This window comes from Pseudaeromonas sp. HNCC25DJ180 (assembly GCF_055413345.1).
On sequence record NZ_JBVAYF010000002.1, the window covers coordinates 135,077 to 151,735 of the forward strand.

General features: G+C 55.3%; 12 protein-coding genes. 8 read left to right on the top strand and 4 right to left on the bottom strand.

Going from position 1 to position 16,659, the window contains the following annotated elements; genetic code table 11:
* Window positions 1-13 precede the first annotated feature (13 nt).
* On the top strand, window positions 14-970 hold the full coding sequence (gene accA, locus ACZYTD_RS02490) for an acetyl-CoA carboxylase carboxyl transferase subunit alpha (protein WP_463888779.1): 957 nt from the start codon (window positions 14-16) through the stop codon (window positions 968-970).
* Window positions 971-1,093: 123 nt separating this feature from the next.
* The gene (gene tilS / locus ACZYTD_RS02495; protein ID WP_463888781.1) at window positions 1,094-2,467 is read left to right on the top strand and encodes a tRNA lysidine(34) synthetase TilS; all 1,374 of its coding nucleotides are present in this window, start codon (window positions 1,094-1,096) and stop codon (window positions 2,465-2,467) included.
* Between the two features lie 76 nt (window positions 2,468-2,543).
* On the opposite strand, the gene ACZYTD_RS02500 is transcribed toward tilS, so the two are convergent.
* A complete protein-coding gene (locus ACZYTD_RS02500) occupies window positions 2,544-3,422 on the bottom strand; it encodes a GGDEF domain-containing protein (protein WP_463888783.1) in 879 nt (292 codons plus the stop codon).
* A 275-nt stretch (window positions 3,423-3,697) separates the two neighbouring features.
* Here ACZYTD_RS02500 and acuI point away from each other — a divergent pair, with 275 nt between their 5' ends.
* Complete coding sequence (gene acuI / locus ACZYTD_RS02505) at window positions 3,698-4,678, top strand: acrylyl-CoA reductase (NADPH) (RefSeq protein WP_463888785.1); 981 nt, start codon at window positions 3,698-3,700, stop codon at window positions 4,676-4,678.
* A gap of 54 nt (window positions 4,679-4,732) precedes the next feature.
* Here acuI and norR read toward each other — a convergent pair whose 3' ends face one another.
* Window positions 4,733-6,286: a nitric oxide reductase transcriptional regulator NorR gene (gene norR / locus ACZYTD_RS02510; protein WP_463888788.1), complete on the bottom strand. Its 1,554-nt coding sequence runs from the start codon at window positions 6,284-6,286 to the stop codon at window positions 4,733-4,735.
* Window positions 6,287-6,721: 435 nt separating this feature from the next.
* Here norR and ACZYTD_RS02515 point away from each other — a divergent pair, with 435 nt between their 5' ends.
* Window positions 6,722-10,546 carry a response regulator gene (locus ACZYTD_RS02515; RefSeq protein ID WP_463888790.1) on the top strand — a complete coding sequence of 1,275 codons (3,825 nt, stop codon included), beginning with the start codon at window positions 6,722-6,724 and terminating at the stop codon, window positions 10,544-10,546.
* Here ACZYTD_RS02515 and ACZYTD_RS02520 read toward each other — a convergent pair.
* A complete protein-coding gene (locus ACZYTD_RS02520) occupies window positions 10,543-11,220 on the bottom strand; it encodes a SanA/YdcF family protein (RefSeq protein ID WP_463888792.1) in 678 nt (225 codons plus the stop codon). The genes ACZYTD_RS02515 and ACZYTD_RS02520 overlap by 4 nt on opposite strands.
* Window positions 11,221-11,390: 170 nt before the next feature.
* Window positions 11,391-11,867 (bottom strand): WbuC family cupin fold metalloprotein, encoded by a 477-nt coding sequence (locus ACZYTD_RS02525; protein WP_463888795.1) that lies wholly within the window; start codon window positions 11,865-11,867, stop codon window positions 11,391-11,393.
* Window positions 11,868-12,286: 419 nt separating this feature from the next.
* Between ACZYTD_RS02525 and ACZYTD_RS02530 the strand changes: the two genes are divergently transcribed.
* The 4 genes from ACZYTD_RS02530 to ACZYTD_RS02545 are packed head-to-tail and all read left to right on the top strand — an operon-like array spanning window position 12,287 to window position 16,654.
* Window positions 12,287-12,856: a TnsA endonuclease N-terminal domain-containing protein gene (locus ACZYTD_RS02530; RefSeq protein ID WP_463888797.1), complete on the top strand. Its 570-nt coding sequence runs from the start codon at window positions 12,287-12,289 to the stop codon at window positions 12,854-12,856.
* On the top strand, window positions 12,853-14,739 hold the full coding sequence (locus ACZYTD_RS02535) for a transposase (RefSeq protein ID WP_463888799.1): 1,887 nt from the start codon (window positions 12,853-12,855) through the stop codon (window positions 14,737-14,739). The genes ACZYTD_RS02530 and ACZYTD_RS02535 overlap by 4 nt, the downstream gene beginning before the upstream one ends.
* Entirely contained in the window at window positions 14,736-15,635 is a 900-nt protein-coding gene (locus ACZYTD_RS02540; protein ID WP_463888802.1) for a TniB family NTP-binding protein, read from the top strand. The genes ACZYTD_RS02535 and ACZYTD_RS02540 overlap by 4 nt, the downstream gene beginning before the upstream one ends.
* Window positions 15,635-16,654, top strand: a complete 1,020-nt coding sequence (locus ACZYTD_RS02545) for a TniQ family protein (protein WP_463888804.1) — start codon at window positions 15,635-15,637, stop codon at window positions 16,652-16,654. Before ACZYTD_RS02540 ends, ACZYTD_RS02545 begins: the two co-directional genes overlap by 1 nt.
* Window positions 16,655-16,659 lie beyond the last annotated feature (5 nt).

Below are 16,659 nucleotides of genomic sequence, written 5' to 3' on the forward strand. Positions count from 1 at the left end.
TTCGGATATCACTATGAACCTGAATTTTCTCGAATTTGAACAACCCATCGCCGAGCTGTTGGCTCAGATTGAAGAGCTGAAGCATGTTGGGGATGGGGTCGGCAACCGTGTCGATCTCTCCGAAGAGATAGTGCGGTTGGAAAAGAAAAATGAAGAGCTGACGCGCAAGCTGTTTGCCGATCTGGGCGCCTGGCAGATCTCTCAAGTGGCCCGTCACCCTATGCGTCCCTATACCCGGGATTACATCGACCGCCTCTTCACCGACTTTGATGAACTGGCCGGTGATCGCGCCTTTGCCGATGACAAGGCGATCATAGGTGGCATAGCCCGCTTCGAGGGCGAACCTGTAATGGTGATTGGTCAGCAGAAGGGGCGTGATACCCAAGAGAAGATCCGTCGAAATTTCGGCATGCCGCGGCCGGAAGGCTATCGCAAGGCGCTGCGCTTGATGCAGATGGCTGAGCGCTTCAAGATGCCCATCATCACCTTCATCGACACGCCAGGCGCCTATCCTGGCATTGGAGCCGAGGAGCGGGGTCAGTCCGAGGCTATAGCGCGCAACCTGAAGGTGATGTCCAGCCTTAAGGTTCCCGTCGTCTGTACCGTGATTGGCGAGGGTGGCTCCGGTGGTGCGCTGGCCATAGGGGTGGGTGATCGGGTCAACATGTTGCAATACTCCACCTATTCGGTCATTTCGCCGGAAGGGTGTGCCTCTATTTTGTGGAAGAGTGCCGATAAGGCCTCAGTTGCCGCCGAGGCCATGGGCATCACGGCTCCGCGTCTGAAGCAGCTGAAGCTCATCAATCATGTGGTGTCTGAGCCCCTGGGTGGCGCGCATCGCAACTATGACGAGATGGCGGCTCTGTTGCGTAAGCGCCTGCTGGCCGATTTGGCCGAGTTGCGTCGTCTCTCCACCGAGCAGTTACTGGATGAGCGTTATAAGCGTCTGATGTCATTCGGTTATTGCTAACCTAATTGGGTCTAGCTGGATAAAGGCACCTGCGGGTGCCTTTATTGTTTCTCGTGCTTGGCGTGTAAGCCCTTGGGCGGGTTTGTTATCATCCCCGCATTGTACTTTCTGGATCTGGTCACCATGTCGCAACCCTCCCTCGAGCAACACCTGGCACTCTGGCTGGATCAGGAACTGACGCCGCGCCCTCTGCTGTTGGGGTTCAGCGGTGGGCTGGACTCTCTGGTGCTGCTCACCCTGCTGGCACGGCTTATCCGTGCGCGGCCAGGGTATTCGCTACAAGCTTGCCATGTGCACCATGGTCTCAATTCCAAGGCCGATGGCTGGGCTCTGCATTGCCAGCAGGTGTGCGCTCAGTTGCAGGTGCCTTGTGAGGTTGTCAGAGTCAAGGTTCAGCTCGGGAACGGGATGAGTTTGGAGGCCCAGGCGCGTATCGCTCGCTATCAGGCGCTGGCCGAACGACTCGTGCCGGGCGGCGCTTTAGTCACAGCACATCATGAGGATGATCAGTTAGAGACGCTGCTCTTGGCGCTCAAGCGGGGGGCTGGCCCCAGGGGGCTAGCGGCCATGCCGGCCCGGCAGCCTTTTGCCAGCAAGTTGCTAGATGGGGAGTTGCTTAGGCCTCTACTGACGGTGAGTCGTGCTCAGTTGGCGGCCTGGGCGGCACAAGAGCGGCTGGTGTGGGTGGAGGATGAGAGTAACCAGGATGAGCGCTTCGATCGCAATTTTCTGCGTAGCCGGATCTTGCCCTTGCTGCGGGAGCGCTGGCCAAGCTACGCGGCTACGGCGCGGCGCAGTAGCGAACTGTGCGCCGAGCAGGAGCGCCTCTGCCAGGAGCTGGCCAGCAGTGATTTACAGCAGTGTCAGGCGGCTGACGGAAGTTTGACGCTGGCAAGTGTCGGGGCATTGAGCCTGCCAAGACGGCACAACCTGCTGCGTCACTGGTTGCGGGAGTTGAGCGGTCAGGTGCCATCCCGGGAGCAACTGCTGCAGATCTGGCCGCAACTGGTACAGGCCCGCGCCGATGCGACTCCGCTGCTGCATTGGCAAGGGGGGGATCTGCGCCGTTATGCCGGTCGGCTCTACCTGGTGCCCCATCAATTCCCCGAATTACCCGCCAGTCTGCCCCTCACTCTGGAGGCCGGCCAGGTGACCTTGGCGGATGGGCGTCTTTGCCGTTGGCAAGTTCAGCCCTGGAATGGCACAACGAGTGGCCAGTGGTTACGCTTGCCGCAGGTTAGCGAAGCGATGAGCCTACGCTTTGGGGCCGTCGGCAGCCTGCGGGCTCGCCCCCTGGGGCGACAAGGCTCTCGGGAGTTGAAGAAGCTGTGGCAGGAGTATGAGGTGGCCCCTTGGCTGCGGGGGCGGGTGCCCCTGCTATTTTACGGCGAAGAGTTGGTGGCCGCTTTGGGCTATTTTGTCTGTCAGGGTTTTACCGCAGTGCCGGAGACGGTGGCGCTGCAACTGCAGCTGCAGTGGGGGCTGTTGCCTGAATAATGTTGGACTCCCGATAGCTGTAGGGCCCAGCGAGATATCTCGCCGGGCCCTACTTTTTCATCTATCTGCCCATCTCTTAGGGGCGCAGATGCTTCTGACGATAGAGCTCGGCATCGGCTTCTTGATAGAGCTCGTTTTGGATCATGCCTGGTTGCCAAATGGCGTAGCCAATGCTGCACCCCACCTGCCACTGCAGCAGTTCGGGGTGATTCTGCAGATGAAACGCGATGCGCGCCTTCACTCGCTCGGCTGCTGGGCCATCGGCTGGTTGCAGCAAGAGGGCAAACTCATCGCCCCCCAGACGAAACGCTATGTCGGTACGGCGAATGCAGCGAGAGAGCACTTCGGCGAAGGCTTGTAACACCCGATCACCAACCGGGTGACCGTGAGTGTCGTTGACCCGCTTGAAGTGATCCAGATCCATCAGGATCAGGGTCAAACCATCGGCATGACGCTGGTTCTGATCGACCGCACGTTGCAGCGACTCATCAAAATAAGCGCGGTTGCCAATGCCGGTTAAGTGATCCATCCGGCTGCGCTGATCCATCTGCTCTAGCTTGAGCAGCATGCGCAGGGGAAGTGCCAGCAAGGGGTGGAGTTGCTGCAGTATCCGTTGCTGATTGGGGGAGAGCGTGTTGGCAAACTCATACTCCAGTTGCCCCAGATATTGCATGCTGCTGTCCTGCAGGGCGAAACTCTGTTTGGCGCCTTTGCGTTCACCCTCGATCAGTTTATGCTGCTGAGTCATGTAGTGATAAGCCAGGCGGCAGATCGGCAAATGATTGCCGACCCAGGTGGCAAAAGTTTGCAGCAAGTCGCCCAGCTTTTCCTGGGCCATCAGGCACTCCAGCAGTTCCAGCCGTTCGCTGCTAGCGATAGGGTTGAAGGTGCTGATGCGGCTGATAGGCAGGTCACCATGACGACCGAAACCACCAACTAATTGAAGCCTTTCCATGAGTGCCTCCGGCAAATCCAAGAGCAGTTACTCATAAAAAGCAATACTCATGCCTGTTTTGATTTATCTTGTCGCAGTTTGTGTGATTCAAATTTAATCAATTGATTAATAGGCTTTTTATTTTAATCTATTGAGTGAGCTACCGTCTGGGACTGGTCGATTGATGGGGCTGTAGGTTTGTGCAGCGAGGTGAGGCGCGCCAAGTTTTCGACACCTGGTCCGCCGTTGCGAGGATCCCAATTCAGAGCGTCAACTTATCCATTTTCGGAGGGAGCATGTTCAAGGCATTGTTACTTAAGCAAGTTGAGGGAAAAACCCAGGTTGAATTTGCCGAGCTGGACGAGTCGGCCCTGCCTGACGGCGAGGTGCTGCTGGCTGTGCATTACAGCTCGCTTAACTATAAAGATGGCCTGGCCATTACCGGCAAGGGGCCCATAGTGCGGCAGTGGCCCATGGTTCCTGGCATCGATCTGGTGGGTGAGGTGATCACCTCAAGCGATCCGCGCTTTATGCCGGGAGACAAGGTGCTCAGCACAGGCTGGGGAGTCGGGGAGCATCACTGGGGCGGTATGGCCCAACGGGCCAGGTTAAAGGCTGACTGGTTATTGCCCTTGCCTGCGTTGCTGAGCGAACAGCAGGCCATGCAGTTGGGGACAGCCGGTCTCACAGCCATGCTCTGTGTCATGGCGCTAGAAGAGGCTGGCGTCAGCCCGGAGCAGGGTGAGGTTCTGGTGACGGGGGCCAGTGGTGGCGTGGGCTCCGTCGCTGTGAGTCTGTTGGCGCAGCTCGATTATCAGGTCGTGGCGGTCACGGGGCGTCGTGAGAATCTGGACTATCTCCAAAGCTTGGGTGCGAGCCGGGTCATGTTGCGGGAAGAGTGGGACGGGGCGCCCAAACCCTTGGATCGACAGCTCTGGGCAGGGGCTGTGGATACGGTCGGGAGCCAGTTATTGGCCAAGGTGCTCTCCCAGGTCAAGTACCAGGGGGCGGTAGCGGCCTGTGGGCTAGCGGCCGGTACTGACCTGCCCACCAGTGTCATGCCGTTTATTTTGCGTAATGTGCGGTTGCAGGGGATTGATTCGGTCATGTGCCCGCCGCTCCGTCGCCAGCAGGCCTGGCAACGGTTAGCGGAACTGCTGCCTGCCAGTTTTTATCTTGAAGCCTGTCATGAGGTCAGCTTAAGCGAGGTGCGTGCCCTGGCTGAGGCCATCACTCTGGGGCAGGTGACGGGGCGCGTCTTGGTCAATTGCCGTTAGTCCACTCTACATAACGTCGCCATTTTGCCCATTGGAGGTGAGCTGGGCTGGAAATTAAGAGATGGCGAGCCGCTTGGCCAGACGCATCAAATTGGCTCGGTCCAGTTGCAACCGTCTGGCGGCGGCGCTCCAGTTGCCGTCACTGAGTTGCAGGGCCTGCTGAATGAGTTGGGCCTGGTAGCGATCCACCGCCTCGCGGAGCCCTCCGACCTCGCTAGCCGGTCGTTCCGTGGGAGAGTGCGGCGCTGTCTCGGTTAGGGGCATAGGGAAGAGATCCAACTGTTCGGCGCGGATCAGCGGTCTGAGGTTGTTCTCCCGTGCCGCCTTCAGGCTGGCTCTTAGCAGCAGGTGCTCCAGTTCGCGAACATTGCCCGGCCATTCATACTCCTTGAGCCTCAGCAGGGCCAGGGGATGCAGCCCAATCTGCCGTAGCCCCAGCTTGCTGCGCGCTTGATCGAGAAAGTAGCCACACAGCAGCTCAAGATCCTGCTTGTGCTCCCGCAGTGGCGGCACTGCGATGGGATAGACCTTGAGCCTATGGTAGAGATCGGCACGGAAGCGTCCGGCGGCCACCTCTTGCTCCAGATCCCGATTGGTGGCGGCAATCAGTCGCACATTCACCCTGTGGAGTTTGTCCGCCCCCACGCGTTGTACTTCGCCCTGCTGCAGGGCACGCAGCAACTTGGCTTGGAGGGTCAGGGGCAGCTCACCTATCTCGTCCAGGAAGAGGGTCCCGCCATCGGCCAGCTCAAACTTGCCAGCTCGATCGCTGATGGCGCCGGTGAAGGCGCCTTTCACATGGCCGAAGAGCTCACTCTCGGCGATGGACTCAGGTAGCGCGGCACAGTTCACATGCACCAGAACCTGCTCAGTGCGGCGGGAATGAGCATGCAGGGTGCGGGCGACCAACTCTTTGCCGGTGCCGGTTTCCCCTGTTATGAGCACAGCCAGATCGGTGGCGCCCACCAGGCGTATCTCTTCGCGCAGATGTTGCAGTGGCGGGCTATGACCGACTAACTCTCCTTCTTTGCGTTGTGCCTCCTGGACCAGTTCCCGGGCCAGGGCTTTTTGCTGTTCGCTGGCGCGCTCCAGGGCGCGGATCAGGGCCACGTTGCGCAGGGTGGCGGCGGCCAGAGCCGCGAAGGCGGCTATGGTCATGTCATCGACCGCATCAAACACGCCGGGTGTCAGGGCATCCAGGGTCAAGACCCCCACTAATTGGTGATCCACATACAGGGTGCAACCCATGCAGGAGTGAACATCGGCTTTGCGCTCCGGGTCATTGAGCAGCCAGCCATCAAAGGGGTCCGCCAACTGGCTCTGATCGGCAAAGCGTACCGGCTCACGGCTGGCGAGTATCTGTTGCAGTCTGGGGTGTTGCTGGGGCAGGAAGTGTTGACCAATCAGCTCGGGGGCCAGCCCCTGGACTGCCACGGGTATCAGTTCTCCCTCCTGCAGTTGCAACAGGGCCACCGCATCGCAGGGCAGCACATCACAGATGGCTTGCACCAGTCGTTGGTATTGCAACGCCCCTGGCATGGAGCTGGAGAGTCCGACGGCGATCTGCAGCCAGGCCTGATCGCGTAAGGGGGGGAAAAACGGGACCATAGGGTTATAACCATCAGGTGGCGAGGAGGGGGAAGTTGATGCTAATCAAAGTGACGTGAAAAATATATGTTGTTGCTCGTCGTTTGGCGTGACCACGCTTTTTTCATCCAATTTTCAGCCAATCTGGATCGTGAATTGCTTTAGAAATAACGCCCTTGTCGCAGGTTGGGATATTGTGGCCGCAGTCGGTAGAATGACTGAGGTGTTGGCATTACAATGACCCCGTATGAGCCCATTACAGTGTAGTAAGACATTTTTTGCTCGGAATAGAGCCTTTGTGGCTACGAAGCGTGCGGCCGTTAAAACCGGCACCCCCCCAGAGTGGTTGCCTGCTGATGAGTAGGAAGGTTGTTGTATTCCGCTGCCAAGTCGTCAGCATCACATGTGCTACTGCTCATTGATGCCTTGTGGCGGATACCGGATATTAGGAAGAGTATGAACGAAGATATTTATTACCGGGCTCTGTCCATCCGCAGATTGCAGTCCAGCAAATCGAGCCGGACGCTAATGCTGCTGTGGGTCAGCTCCATGGTGCTGTGCGTCGCCCTGGGGCTGATTTCGGTATTTAATGCCTGGTCCCTGGTGCCTATCCAACTGGGCGAGTGGCGTTTCTCTTTACTCATCTACCCGCCGCTGACCTTTTGTGCCTTGTGGATGATGTGGTTTGGTTTCTGGTGGGGAGCGATCCCGGCCTACATTGCCACACTGACCTTCGCGCTCTACTCCAACATGCCTTACGAGTTGGCCTGGGTCTATGCTTGTGCCGAACCGATAGCCTTAGCCGTCATCGCTATTGCCTATCGAACCCTGCCCATCTCCTTGTCGCTGCGTAATCTGGACTCCATTGTGTTGTTTGTGGTGCTCAGCTTCATTGGCCATACCTTCGGCTCCATCGGCTCCTTGATTTGGTGTTACAGCACGGGTGAACTGAGCACGGCTTTCAGCACGTGGCAGAGCTGGTGGTTGGGCGGCTTTATCCAGAGCATATTGACTCTCCCTCCCTTTCTCTTTGTGTTGACCCCCTGGGTGACCCGTTTACGAGAACGACACTTTACTACGGTGCGCCCGACGCTGCAGAAGCGTCATGTGCTGCTCGCGGTTTCCACTCTGGTGCTGGGGATACTGCTCTTCTTACTCCTCTCTTATACGCTGTCGCAACTGGCCATGGAGCCCAGATTAGGTCTGTTGCCCACGGCTGTCATGTGGCCTCAAGCGCTGCAGACCATGAACGATGCCACCATGTCGGTCTATGCGGTGATTGGCTCTCTGGTCATCATGCTTACCTTTGTGGGTTACCGTTTCTTCAAACAGTGGGCTATCGCGCTTGAGGCGGCCGTCGAGACCACGCGCCTGGCCAATGAGGCAAAATCAGATTTTCTGGCGCGTATGAGTCATGAGATCCGCACTCCGCTCAATGCCATTTTGGGTCTGGGACAATTGTTGCAAAAGACAACGCTCAACCGAAATCAGAAGGATTACCTGCAAAAGATCTTCTACTCGGCCGAGCTGTTGCTGGCGGTGGTCAATGATCTGCTGGACTTCTCCCGCATCGAGGCGGGCAAGTTGGAGCTGGAGAAGACAGATTTCAAATTGGATGAGCTGCTGGAAAAGGTCGCCAGCATACTGGTAGGGCGTGCCGAGGAGAGAAAGCTGGAGCTCATCTTCGACATTGCTCCCGATTTACCTGTGCTCATTGTTGGCGATCCTCTGCGCCTGGAGCAGGTGCTCATCAATCTCATCAACAATGCCATCAAGTTTACCGATAAGGGCCATGTCCTGTTGCGGGTGCAGCGGGTGCGTCAGGAAGGCGCCGAGGTTGAGCTGCGTTTCGATGTGCAGGATAGCGGTATTGGCATGACCGAGAGTCAGCAAGCCCGATTGTTTCAAGCCTTCAGCCAGGCCGATGAATCCATGGCGCGCCGGTACGGTGGCAGTGGGTTGGGCCTGGCCATCAGTCAGCACTTGGTGACCCAGATGGGGGGCAAGATCCAGGTGAAGAGCGAAGCGGGGCAAGGCAGCCTGTTCGGTTTTCAGTTGGTCTTCCCGATGCGTTTTAGCATGCCGACTCGCCGCTCCTTCCAGACGGAAGCGGTGGCTCTGCGCGGTAAGCGCATATTGGTCTTACATGATGATCCCTTGGCTCGGCGCGTGATCTCCGAGATGCTGCAGGCGCTGGGGGTGACTACGGCCACACTGCCAGAGCAGGACGGGATGCTCGCTTGGTTGGCGACGCAGCAGCGCTCCTATGAACCCGTGGACATGTTATTGCTGGATCATCATGTGGCCGGGCGCAGTGCGGTGGAGTGGTTGCGCGAATTGCGCCTCTCAATTGAGTATTCCACCTTGCCTGTGGTGGTGCTAAGCACGGTGGGCAGCCGGGATAGTCAGCAGCAAGAGGCGGTACGCCTTGGGCTCAATGGTCTGCTGGTCAAGCCCGTCGCCTATGATGCCTTGTTGAAAACCCTGCAAGGGGTGTTCAGTGGTCAGAAGCTCCGCCTGGAGCGGGAAGGAGAGACCGAAGAGAACAACCTGAATAAGGGGGCTTGGTCGCGTTTCTCCGTGCTGCTGGTGGAAGACAATGTCATCAATCGGCAAATTGCCCTCGAGAGCCTGGAAGGGACTGGGTTGAAAGTCGAGGTGGCTGAGAATGGGCTGCAAGCCATCGAAAAGGCCACACACCAGCCCTTCTCGTTGATCCTGATGGATATCCAGATGCCGGAGATGGATGGCATTACGGCTACTCGTCTGCTGCGGGAGCAGGGTATCCGTGTGCCTATCATCGCCATGACGGCTCATGCCTTGGCTACGGAACGGCAGCGCTGCCAGCAAGCCGGCATGAATGATCATTTGGCCAAACCATTCACCCCGGATGAGATGGTTACAGTGTTGCGGCGCTGGTTGCCCGGCAATGCCTCGGCGACCGCCTTGCCTGCGCAGGATTTGATGCCGAACATTCAGCCTTCCGAGATACTGGACCCCTGGACGGGCTTGCGGCGGGTCGGCAATCGCCATCAACTCTACCGCTCAATCCTGCAGCGTTTCTATCATGAGTATCGTGAAGGGGCAGAGCAGTTGGTCCGGCTGCTGACATCAGGAGAGATGGATGAACTGGAACGTATGGCCCACAGCCTTAAATCTGTGGCTGGCTATATTGGGGCCGATATTCTCTCCGCCCAGGCCGAACAGTTGGAACGCCTGCTCAAGAGTAAGCAGGGGTCACCGGAGGAGTTACTTTCTGCTCAGCGCCGGGTGAGTGATGCTTTGATCCAGGTGTTGGCGCGTCTCAAAGACATGCCGATGACCAGTGAGAGCAAGGAGCTGGTGCGCGAGCGGCGGGAAGAGCAGAGCAAGCCGTGCATCATGATAGTCGATGATGGGGCGATTCACCGTCAGGTACTCTCGGCCCTGCTCAGCGATGAATTTGATGTCGTGGAGATCGATGATGCAAGCCGTGCGCTGGTGATGGCGGTCAACCGCCAGCCGGATCTGATCCTGCTGGATATGGTGCTCAAGGGCACCAGTGGTGAGGCTGTGCTGCGCTCCTTGAAGGAGCACGGGCTGACTCGCAACATAGCCGTGATGATCATCAGTGCCAAGGACGCCTTGCAGGATGAAGAGCAGGGGTTGGCGTGGGGCGCCTGCGACTACATCATCAAGCCGTTCCACCCCGGCATAGTTCGGGCCCGGGTGCGCAATGCCTTGAAGATGGTGCAGCAGCGTAAGTTGTTGGAACAGTTAGCTCACTTAGATGGCCTCACCAGCCTGCCCAACCGCCGCAAGTTGGAGATGACGCTGCAGGAGGAGTGGGAGCGTGCCATGACCCTGCGTCAACCCCTCTCCATGTTGATCCTCGACGTGGATTTCTTCAAACGCTTCAACGACACCTATGGTCATGCCAGCGGCGACGAAGTGTTGCGTGCCGTGGGTCGCACCATGCAGACTCTGCTGCGGCCATCCGATCTGGCGGCTCGTTTGGGTGGGGAAGAGTTTGTGCTGCTGCTGCCCGAGACCGACCAGGAGGGCGCTAAGGCGGTGGCCGAGCGGTTGCGCCGCAGTATAGAGCAGATCTCCTTGCCTCAACTGGGTCGAGTCACCGCCAGTCAGGGCGGCGTCACAGTGATCCCGGAAGAGGGGATGGACATGAATGCTGCGCTGGAAGAGGCCGACCGCATGCTCTATCAGGCCAAGGAGGGGGGGCGTAACCGGGTGGAGTGGCAAGAGGTACAACTGCAGTCACTGGTGGTCAAGGCAGAAGGCTAACCTATTGCTATTTTATCGCCCAGAAACTTGGGTTGCTTATCCAGAATGTAGACATCCAGTAGACAGAGCACGCGAGCCATCAGCTCCCGTGCTCTGGTTTTTAGGCCACTATAGGCGCGCACATCCCTAGCGTTGAAGCCTATGGCCTTAATGCCGAAGTGGCGAGCCAGATAGAGGGCGCGTTCGTTGTGAAAGCCTTGGGAGACTATGGTGAAGCTCTCCTGGCCAAACACGGCGTTGGCTCGCACTATGGAGTCCAGGGTGCGAAAGCCAGCATAGTCGCTGTAGATCCGCTCCACCGGTATGCCGGCCTTAACCAGCTCCCTACGCATCTCCCGCGGTTCGTTATAGCTGCGCGTGGCATTGTCACCCGAGACTAGAAAATAGCTCACCTTGCCCTGCTCATAGAGCTCCACCGCCGCGCTGATACGGTTGGCAAAATATTCGTTGCGACGACCATCGACCAGGTATTTAGAGGTACCCAAAATGACCGCCACCTTGTTATAGGGGATGAGCGAGGCATCATCATAGGTGTACTGGGCGGCACTGCTGACCACCTGATCGGCAATAAGCAGCAGCAGGGCTGAGAGTCCGAGCATGCTGAACAGGCTCCAGAGCAACCAGCGTAGTAGGGGGGTGAGGGTAGCTAGCTTGGGAAAACGTATCAACTTCAAAGGCACCTTGCTATTGCCGGCGGGAAAATAAAGCCACTTTCCTGCCATCAGTGAGACTCAACCCTAGCAGGTTACTATCCGCTTTCGGGCAGGTAAACTTGGATTGCTGTTTTTCATTGTCCCAAAGCGTAGGGCTCATCTAGGTGCAAGCTCACCGCCCGAACCTGGGCTTACATGGCTGGCCAGCGTTCACCAATGTTTGCGGTGCGGTACCAGGCCATAAGACTCTGATGGCCAGCCTCTTCGGCCATGGGTGACCAGGGCGCCAAATCCTGTGCCTGAAAGGGAGCATAGGGGCCATGCTTGACTTCAAAGATGACGCCGCCAGCATCGAGCGACAGAACGGCATGCCATACGCCTTTACCTGTTTCGACTACCGAAACCTCCTCTCCCAATACACAGCGATCGCGTACCACCCCCTCCGCATCAAACGTGAGGACCAAGAAGCGACCCCGCAGCGCGGTGAGCAACTCCCAGGTCTGGGCATGTCGGTGTGGGCGCACGTAGGTTTCCGGCTCCATGGCAATGGCCAGGCGCTGAATAGGGTCCGCCAGTTCTGGATGCAGATTGTGATTCATCCGTCGGCGCGAGTCGTGTTGTGCCTGGTGGCTGAGCTCCGTCAGCTGTGTAAAAGTGAGTTTATTCATGTGTCTCTCTGTATAACAGGGAACAGGACCATGGCCTCTATCTTACTGATGAAGCAGGGAATTGGCTCGATTATGGGGCTAGCTTATGACACCAGAAGAGGGCTGGCTAGTTCTGGTAGAGATATTTGGGATTGCCGAGGTGACGAAACCTGTGCGGATCGTTTCAGGGCACCCCATGAGGGTGCCCTGTTAGCGGAGGCTATTATTGTGAATTCCATCGCTCTTGTGTACTGAGAGGCTATAGAAAGCCTGTTTCTACATCGATATTTGCGACTGGCGAACATCGATCTTATGAACCAGACTATAAATTACATCGTTTCTTTGAACTGGTTCGGTGAATTATGCCGGTGCGCAGGATCCCGAAGAACTACCGCAATGTAACGGGGGTTGCGGCTCATCGTAAGTCGGAAGGACAAGCGATGTATGAATCTACCTTAGAGCGAGATTTCCTCTCGTTGCTGGCGTTTGATCCACGAGTCACCTCATTCGAGGTTCAGCCCGTTCAGATACATTGGCTTGATGCCCAGGGCAAACCTCACCGCTATACCCCTGATGTTCTGGTTTCCTATACCGAGCCTCAAAAATCGGTACTTTACGAGGTTAAGTATCGTAGTGAGTTGAGAGAGCATTGGCCTGATCTGCGATCAAAATTCAAGGCTGCTTATCATTTCGCCCGTTCCCGTGGTTGGCGCTTCAAGTTGATCACAGATGTAGAAATCAAAACGCCTTACCTTGAGAACGTGAAGTTCCTTCTGCCCATCATGCGCCAGTCGGTCCCGGATATGGATATTCAAAAGCGAATACTGGATCAACTCAATGCCATGCAAGCCGCGACACCCGCAATGCTTATCAACCGCCTATCAGAGAATCAATGGGAGCAAGCTGGTCTACTGTCTGTTCTCTGGTATTTGCTTGGTCTGGGACAAGTGGGATGCAATTTACAGTGCAAACTAACGATGGATAGCCCTATTTGGAGCATTCAGTCATGAGTCAAGCAACAACCATATTGCAAATAAAACCTGGAGTTGCCGTCCTATATCTAGGGCGGCCAGCACACATCTCCCATGTGATTGATCTGAGTCAGGTGCTATTGAAGGATGATGAGACTGCTCAGGTAATGACGGCGGCCATCGCTGATTTGCAGTTGGGTAGCTCATTGGTTGAGGCTACATTGTCACCAGATTTGAATGCAATTTCAGATGAAGAGTGGAGTGAGGCGAACAGGCGTTACCAGGTCATTCAGCCTCTACTTAATAAGCCGGGAAGAACTCGAATTGATGTGGAGATCAGGGCTGCTGACTTTGATCTCCATGCTTCTACTCTCTATGGATGGCTACGGGAATATGAAGCAGCGGGTGTACTGACGGCGTTGTTACCCAAGAGGCGTAAAGATAAAGGATCCACCAAACTTCTTGTAGAACAGGAAGCTATCATTTCCTATGAGATCAATGAGTTATATCTTACCAAACAGCGGGTTTCTGTTGCCAAGCTGATTGCGAGCATTAAGAAACGCTGTCATCAAGCCAAGATTACCGCCCCGCACGACAACACGATCCGCAATCGGGTAAAACATCTGGATAAACAAATTTGTGTATTAAAAAGAAGAGGCCGGAAGGCGGCTGAGGAGCAGTATTCTCCAAATCGGGGGGAATTCCCTGGAGCTGATTGGCCTTTAGCTGTGGTTCAGATTGATCATACCAAGCTGGATATTATTCTGGTGGATGACCTCTATCGCCGGCCGATTGGCCGCCCGTGGATCACGTTGGCTATCGATGTTTTTAGCCGCATGGTATTTGGCTTTTACGTCTCGTTTGACCCGCCTAGTGGCTTATCTACGGGGTTATGTTTGGCCAATGCTATTCTGCCAAAAGATAACTGGTTGGCGAAGCATGGAGTGAAAGGGGAGTGGCCATGCTGGGGATTACCCAGCAAGTTGCATATGGATAATGCCAAAGAGTTCCGTGGGCACCTGCTGCAAAAAGCATGTCGGCAGTATGGGGTTGATATTGAATGGCGCCCCGTGGCCAGACCCCATTTTGGTGGTCATATCGAACGGCTGTTAGGCACCTTTGCCAAGGAGATCCATACTCTTCCAGGGACAACTTTTGCCAATACCCAAGAGCGGAAGGATTACGATGCAGAAGCCGAGGCCGTCTTAACGCTTACCGAATTTGAGGAGTGGTTGGTGACGTACATAGTAAATGTGTATCACCAACGCAATCACACCGGCATAGATATGGCACCGCTGGAAAAATATCGAAGAGGGGTGTTTGGGTTCGGTACTGAAGTAGGGCGAGGGCTCCCGGCTAAGGTCAACAATGAAGCCAGATTACGTCTGGATTTGATGCCATTTATCGAGCGCACCATACAAGATTATGGTGTTCTGATTGACGATATTCACTACTACCATGACGTCATTCGACGCTGGATTGATGCCCAAGATCCCGTGGATCCTCTGCATAAGCGCAAGTTTATATTTCGAAGAGATCCGCGTGATATCAGCCAGATCTGGTTTTTCGATCCTGAGCTCAATGACTATTTTGCCATTCCATATCGCAATATGACTCACCCACCAATGAGTATCTGGGAGCTCAGGGAAGCGAAGTTGCGGGCAGAGTCTGACGGAAGGCGGCATATTGACGAAAACGCTATTTTTGACGCCTATGAGCAGATGCGAGAAATTCAGCAACAGGCGATAACCAAAACTAATGCAGCAAGACGGGCTGCGCAACGTCGAAAACAGGCGAGTAAGGAGGTATTAGTGGCTCCTCCTGTTGTATTCGACTCATTACCTGAACCAACAGGTGGTGAGCAACATTTTGATAAAACAGAGGATATTCAGCCATTTGACGAATTGGATGAACTGTCATGAGTCCATTCGCACATCTGCAGGAATCAGCCATTCAAGCCTTGGGATTGAATGATGACGAGCGTATTGAACGTATTCGCAGCGGTCGGTGGATTGGTTATCCGCAAGCAAAATTGGCAATGGCTCGTTTGAATGAGTTACTGGCTCATCCCCCGATCAGCCGGATGCCAAACTTGTTAATTGTTGGTGATACCAATAATGGAAAAACCATGCTGGTACAGCGTTTTCGTAATCAGCATCCTGCCCATGATAATCCGCATGGTGATGCCATAGTTGTACCAGTGCTGTATGTGCAAGCTCCTCCGGTACCGGATGAAGGGCGACTCTATAACAACATCCTTGAACAGCTATTTGCTCCTTACCGTGCGGGAGAGCGAATAGACAAGAAACAATCTCAGGTGCTCAAACTATTGAAGTCGGTTGGGTTGCGGATGTTGATCATTGATGAGATCCAGCATGTGTTGGCTGGGAGCTTGAATCGACAACGAACCTTTCTCAACGTGTTGAAGTATATAGGAAATGAACTTCAGGTTCCGATTGTTGCTGTCGGGATCAAAGATGCATTTCGGGCCATCCAAACCGATCCGCAGTTGGCGAACCGCTTTGAACCGATCTGGCTACCTCGCTGGCAGATGGACACTGATTTTAAGCGTCTGTTAGTGAGTTTCGAGCGCATGTTGCCATTGCGAGAAGCTTCGGAGCTGCATAATCCCGAGCTGGCCAATCGGCTGCTTGGGATGAGTGAGGGACTGATAGGTGAGCTATCCCGGATCTTGAACGAGGCGGCAGTACTTGCCATTAAAAGTGGCAAGGAGCATATAGACTCTCAACTATTGGATGGCATGGACTGGTGTACGCCATCAGAGCGTAAACGACAATTGGACAGGCGGGGTGGCTGATGCTCTCTGGACAATGTTGGCCTGCGCACCCTCATCCATACAGGGATGAACTACTAACCTCCTGGCTAGTGCGTATTGCTCATGCCAATGGTGTAAAGGCGCAGACCTTCTGTGATCGGGTCTTTGGTGCTTACCACCAGATCTGGAATCGGGATATGGATCGACTGGCTCCTGAGTGGTTGCTTGCGCAGATGGCTAAAGGCCGCGGCTGTAGCATGTCACGGGTTAAGTCTACGACGCTGACAGGATTTGAGCAGGTGCTGTTTCATGCAAACCACTCATCAGGCCAACTACGCTGGATTCTGCCTCTGAGTATCTACCACCGTAAACACCGTGGCTTTGGTCTACAGTGTTGTCCGCTCTGTCTGGCCGAAGATGAAGAGCCCTATTTTAGACGAGCCTGGCGCTTGGCTTTATTCACTTATTGCCCCAAGCATCAGACCATGCTGCTGGATCGCTGCCCGGAATGTGGCAGTACCATTGAGTTTCATCGTATTGAGTTAGGACGGCCTCAGAAGATAGATGTCGATTCGTTAGCTACTTGTTGGCAGTGCGGCTTTGATTTGCGTAAGGCAACGGTTGAACCGGTCGAGAAATGGGATCGTATGGTGTTTGCCACATGGGATAGAGTGTTACGGCTTCTGGCCCGAGGTGGGCGCTGTAAAAGTCGTTTTGACTACAGTCGGCTGGATGTGTTGCATCAGCTATGTGCCATCATCGTTTCTATGCGTCTTGCTCCCAAGCTACAAGGCCACATTTGTTCGCTGGCTCATCAACCCATCCATCTTCTGCTACGAGATCGGATCTCCTTTGAGCAACGCAGCCTAGCGGAACGGCACTATGTGCTTGGTCTCGCCTGGTGGCTAATGATGGGGTGGCCGAGGAGGCTATTAAGTGCATGGAAAATGAAGGTTATAAAATACAATGTTCTAATGAAGGATTACAAAAATCCGGCCATACAGTACGTTTCAGTTGTTGATGCAATTAAAAAAATGAATAGACGTTTACCCTGTAGATAGTTACA

Excerpts from the sequence above, each read along its gene's own strand:
- accA (WP_463888779.1), top strand. The coding sequence starts at position 14 with ATGAACCTGAATTTTCTCGAATTTGAACAACCCATCGCCGAGCTGTTG.
- tilS (WP_463888781.1), top strand. The coding sequence starts at position 1,094 with ATGTCGCAACCCTCCCTCGAGCAACACCTGGCACTCTGGCTGGATCAG.
- ACZYTD_RS02500 (WP_463888783.1), bottom strand. The coding sequence starts at position 3,422 with ATGGAAAGGCTTCAATTAGTTGGTGGTTTCGGTCGTCATGGTGACCTG.
- acuI (WP_463888785.1), top strand. The coding sequence starts at position 3,698 with ATGTTCAAGGCATTGTTACTTAAGCAAGTTGAGGGAAAAACCCAGGTT.
- norR (WP_463888788.1), bottom strand. The coding sequence starts at position 6,286 with ATGGTCCCGTTTTTCCCCCCCTTACGCGATCAGGCCTGGCTGCAGATC.
- ACZYTD_RS02515 (WP_463888790.1), top strand. The coding sequence starts at position 6,722 with ATGAACGAAGATATTTATTACCGGGCTCTGTCCATCCGCAGATTGCAG.
- ACZYTD_RS02525 (WP_463888795.1), bottom strand. The coding sequence starts at position 11,867 with ATGAATAAACTCACTTTTACACAGCTGACGGAGCTCAGCCACCAGGCA.
- ACZYTD_RS02530 (WP_463888797.1), top strand. The coding sequence starts at position 12,287 with ATGTATGAATCTACCTTAGAGCGAGATTTCCTCTCGTTGCTGGCGTTT.
- ACZYTD_RS02535 (WP_463888799.1), top strand. The coding sequence starts at position 12,853 with ATGAGTCAAGCAACAACCATATTGCAAATAAAACCTGGAGTTGCCGTC.
- ACZYTD_RS02540 (WP_463888802.1), top strand. The coding sequence starts at position 14,736 with ATGAGTCCATTCGCACATCTGCAGGAATCAGCCATTCAAGCCTTGGGA.
- ACZYTD_RS02545 (WP_463888804.1), top strand. The coding sequence starts at position 15,635 with ATGCTCTCTGGACAATGTTGGCCTGCGCACCCTCATCCATACAGGGAT.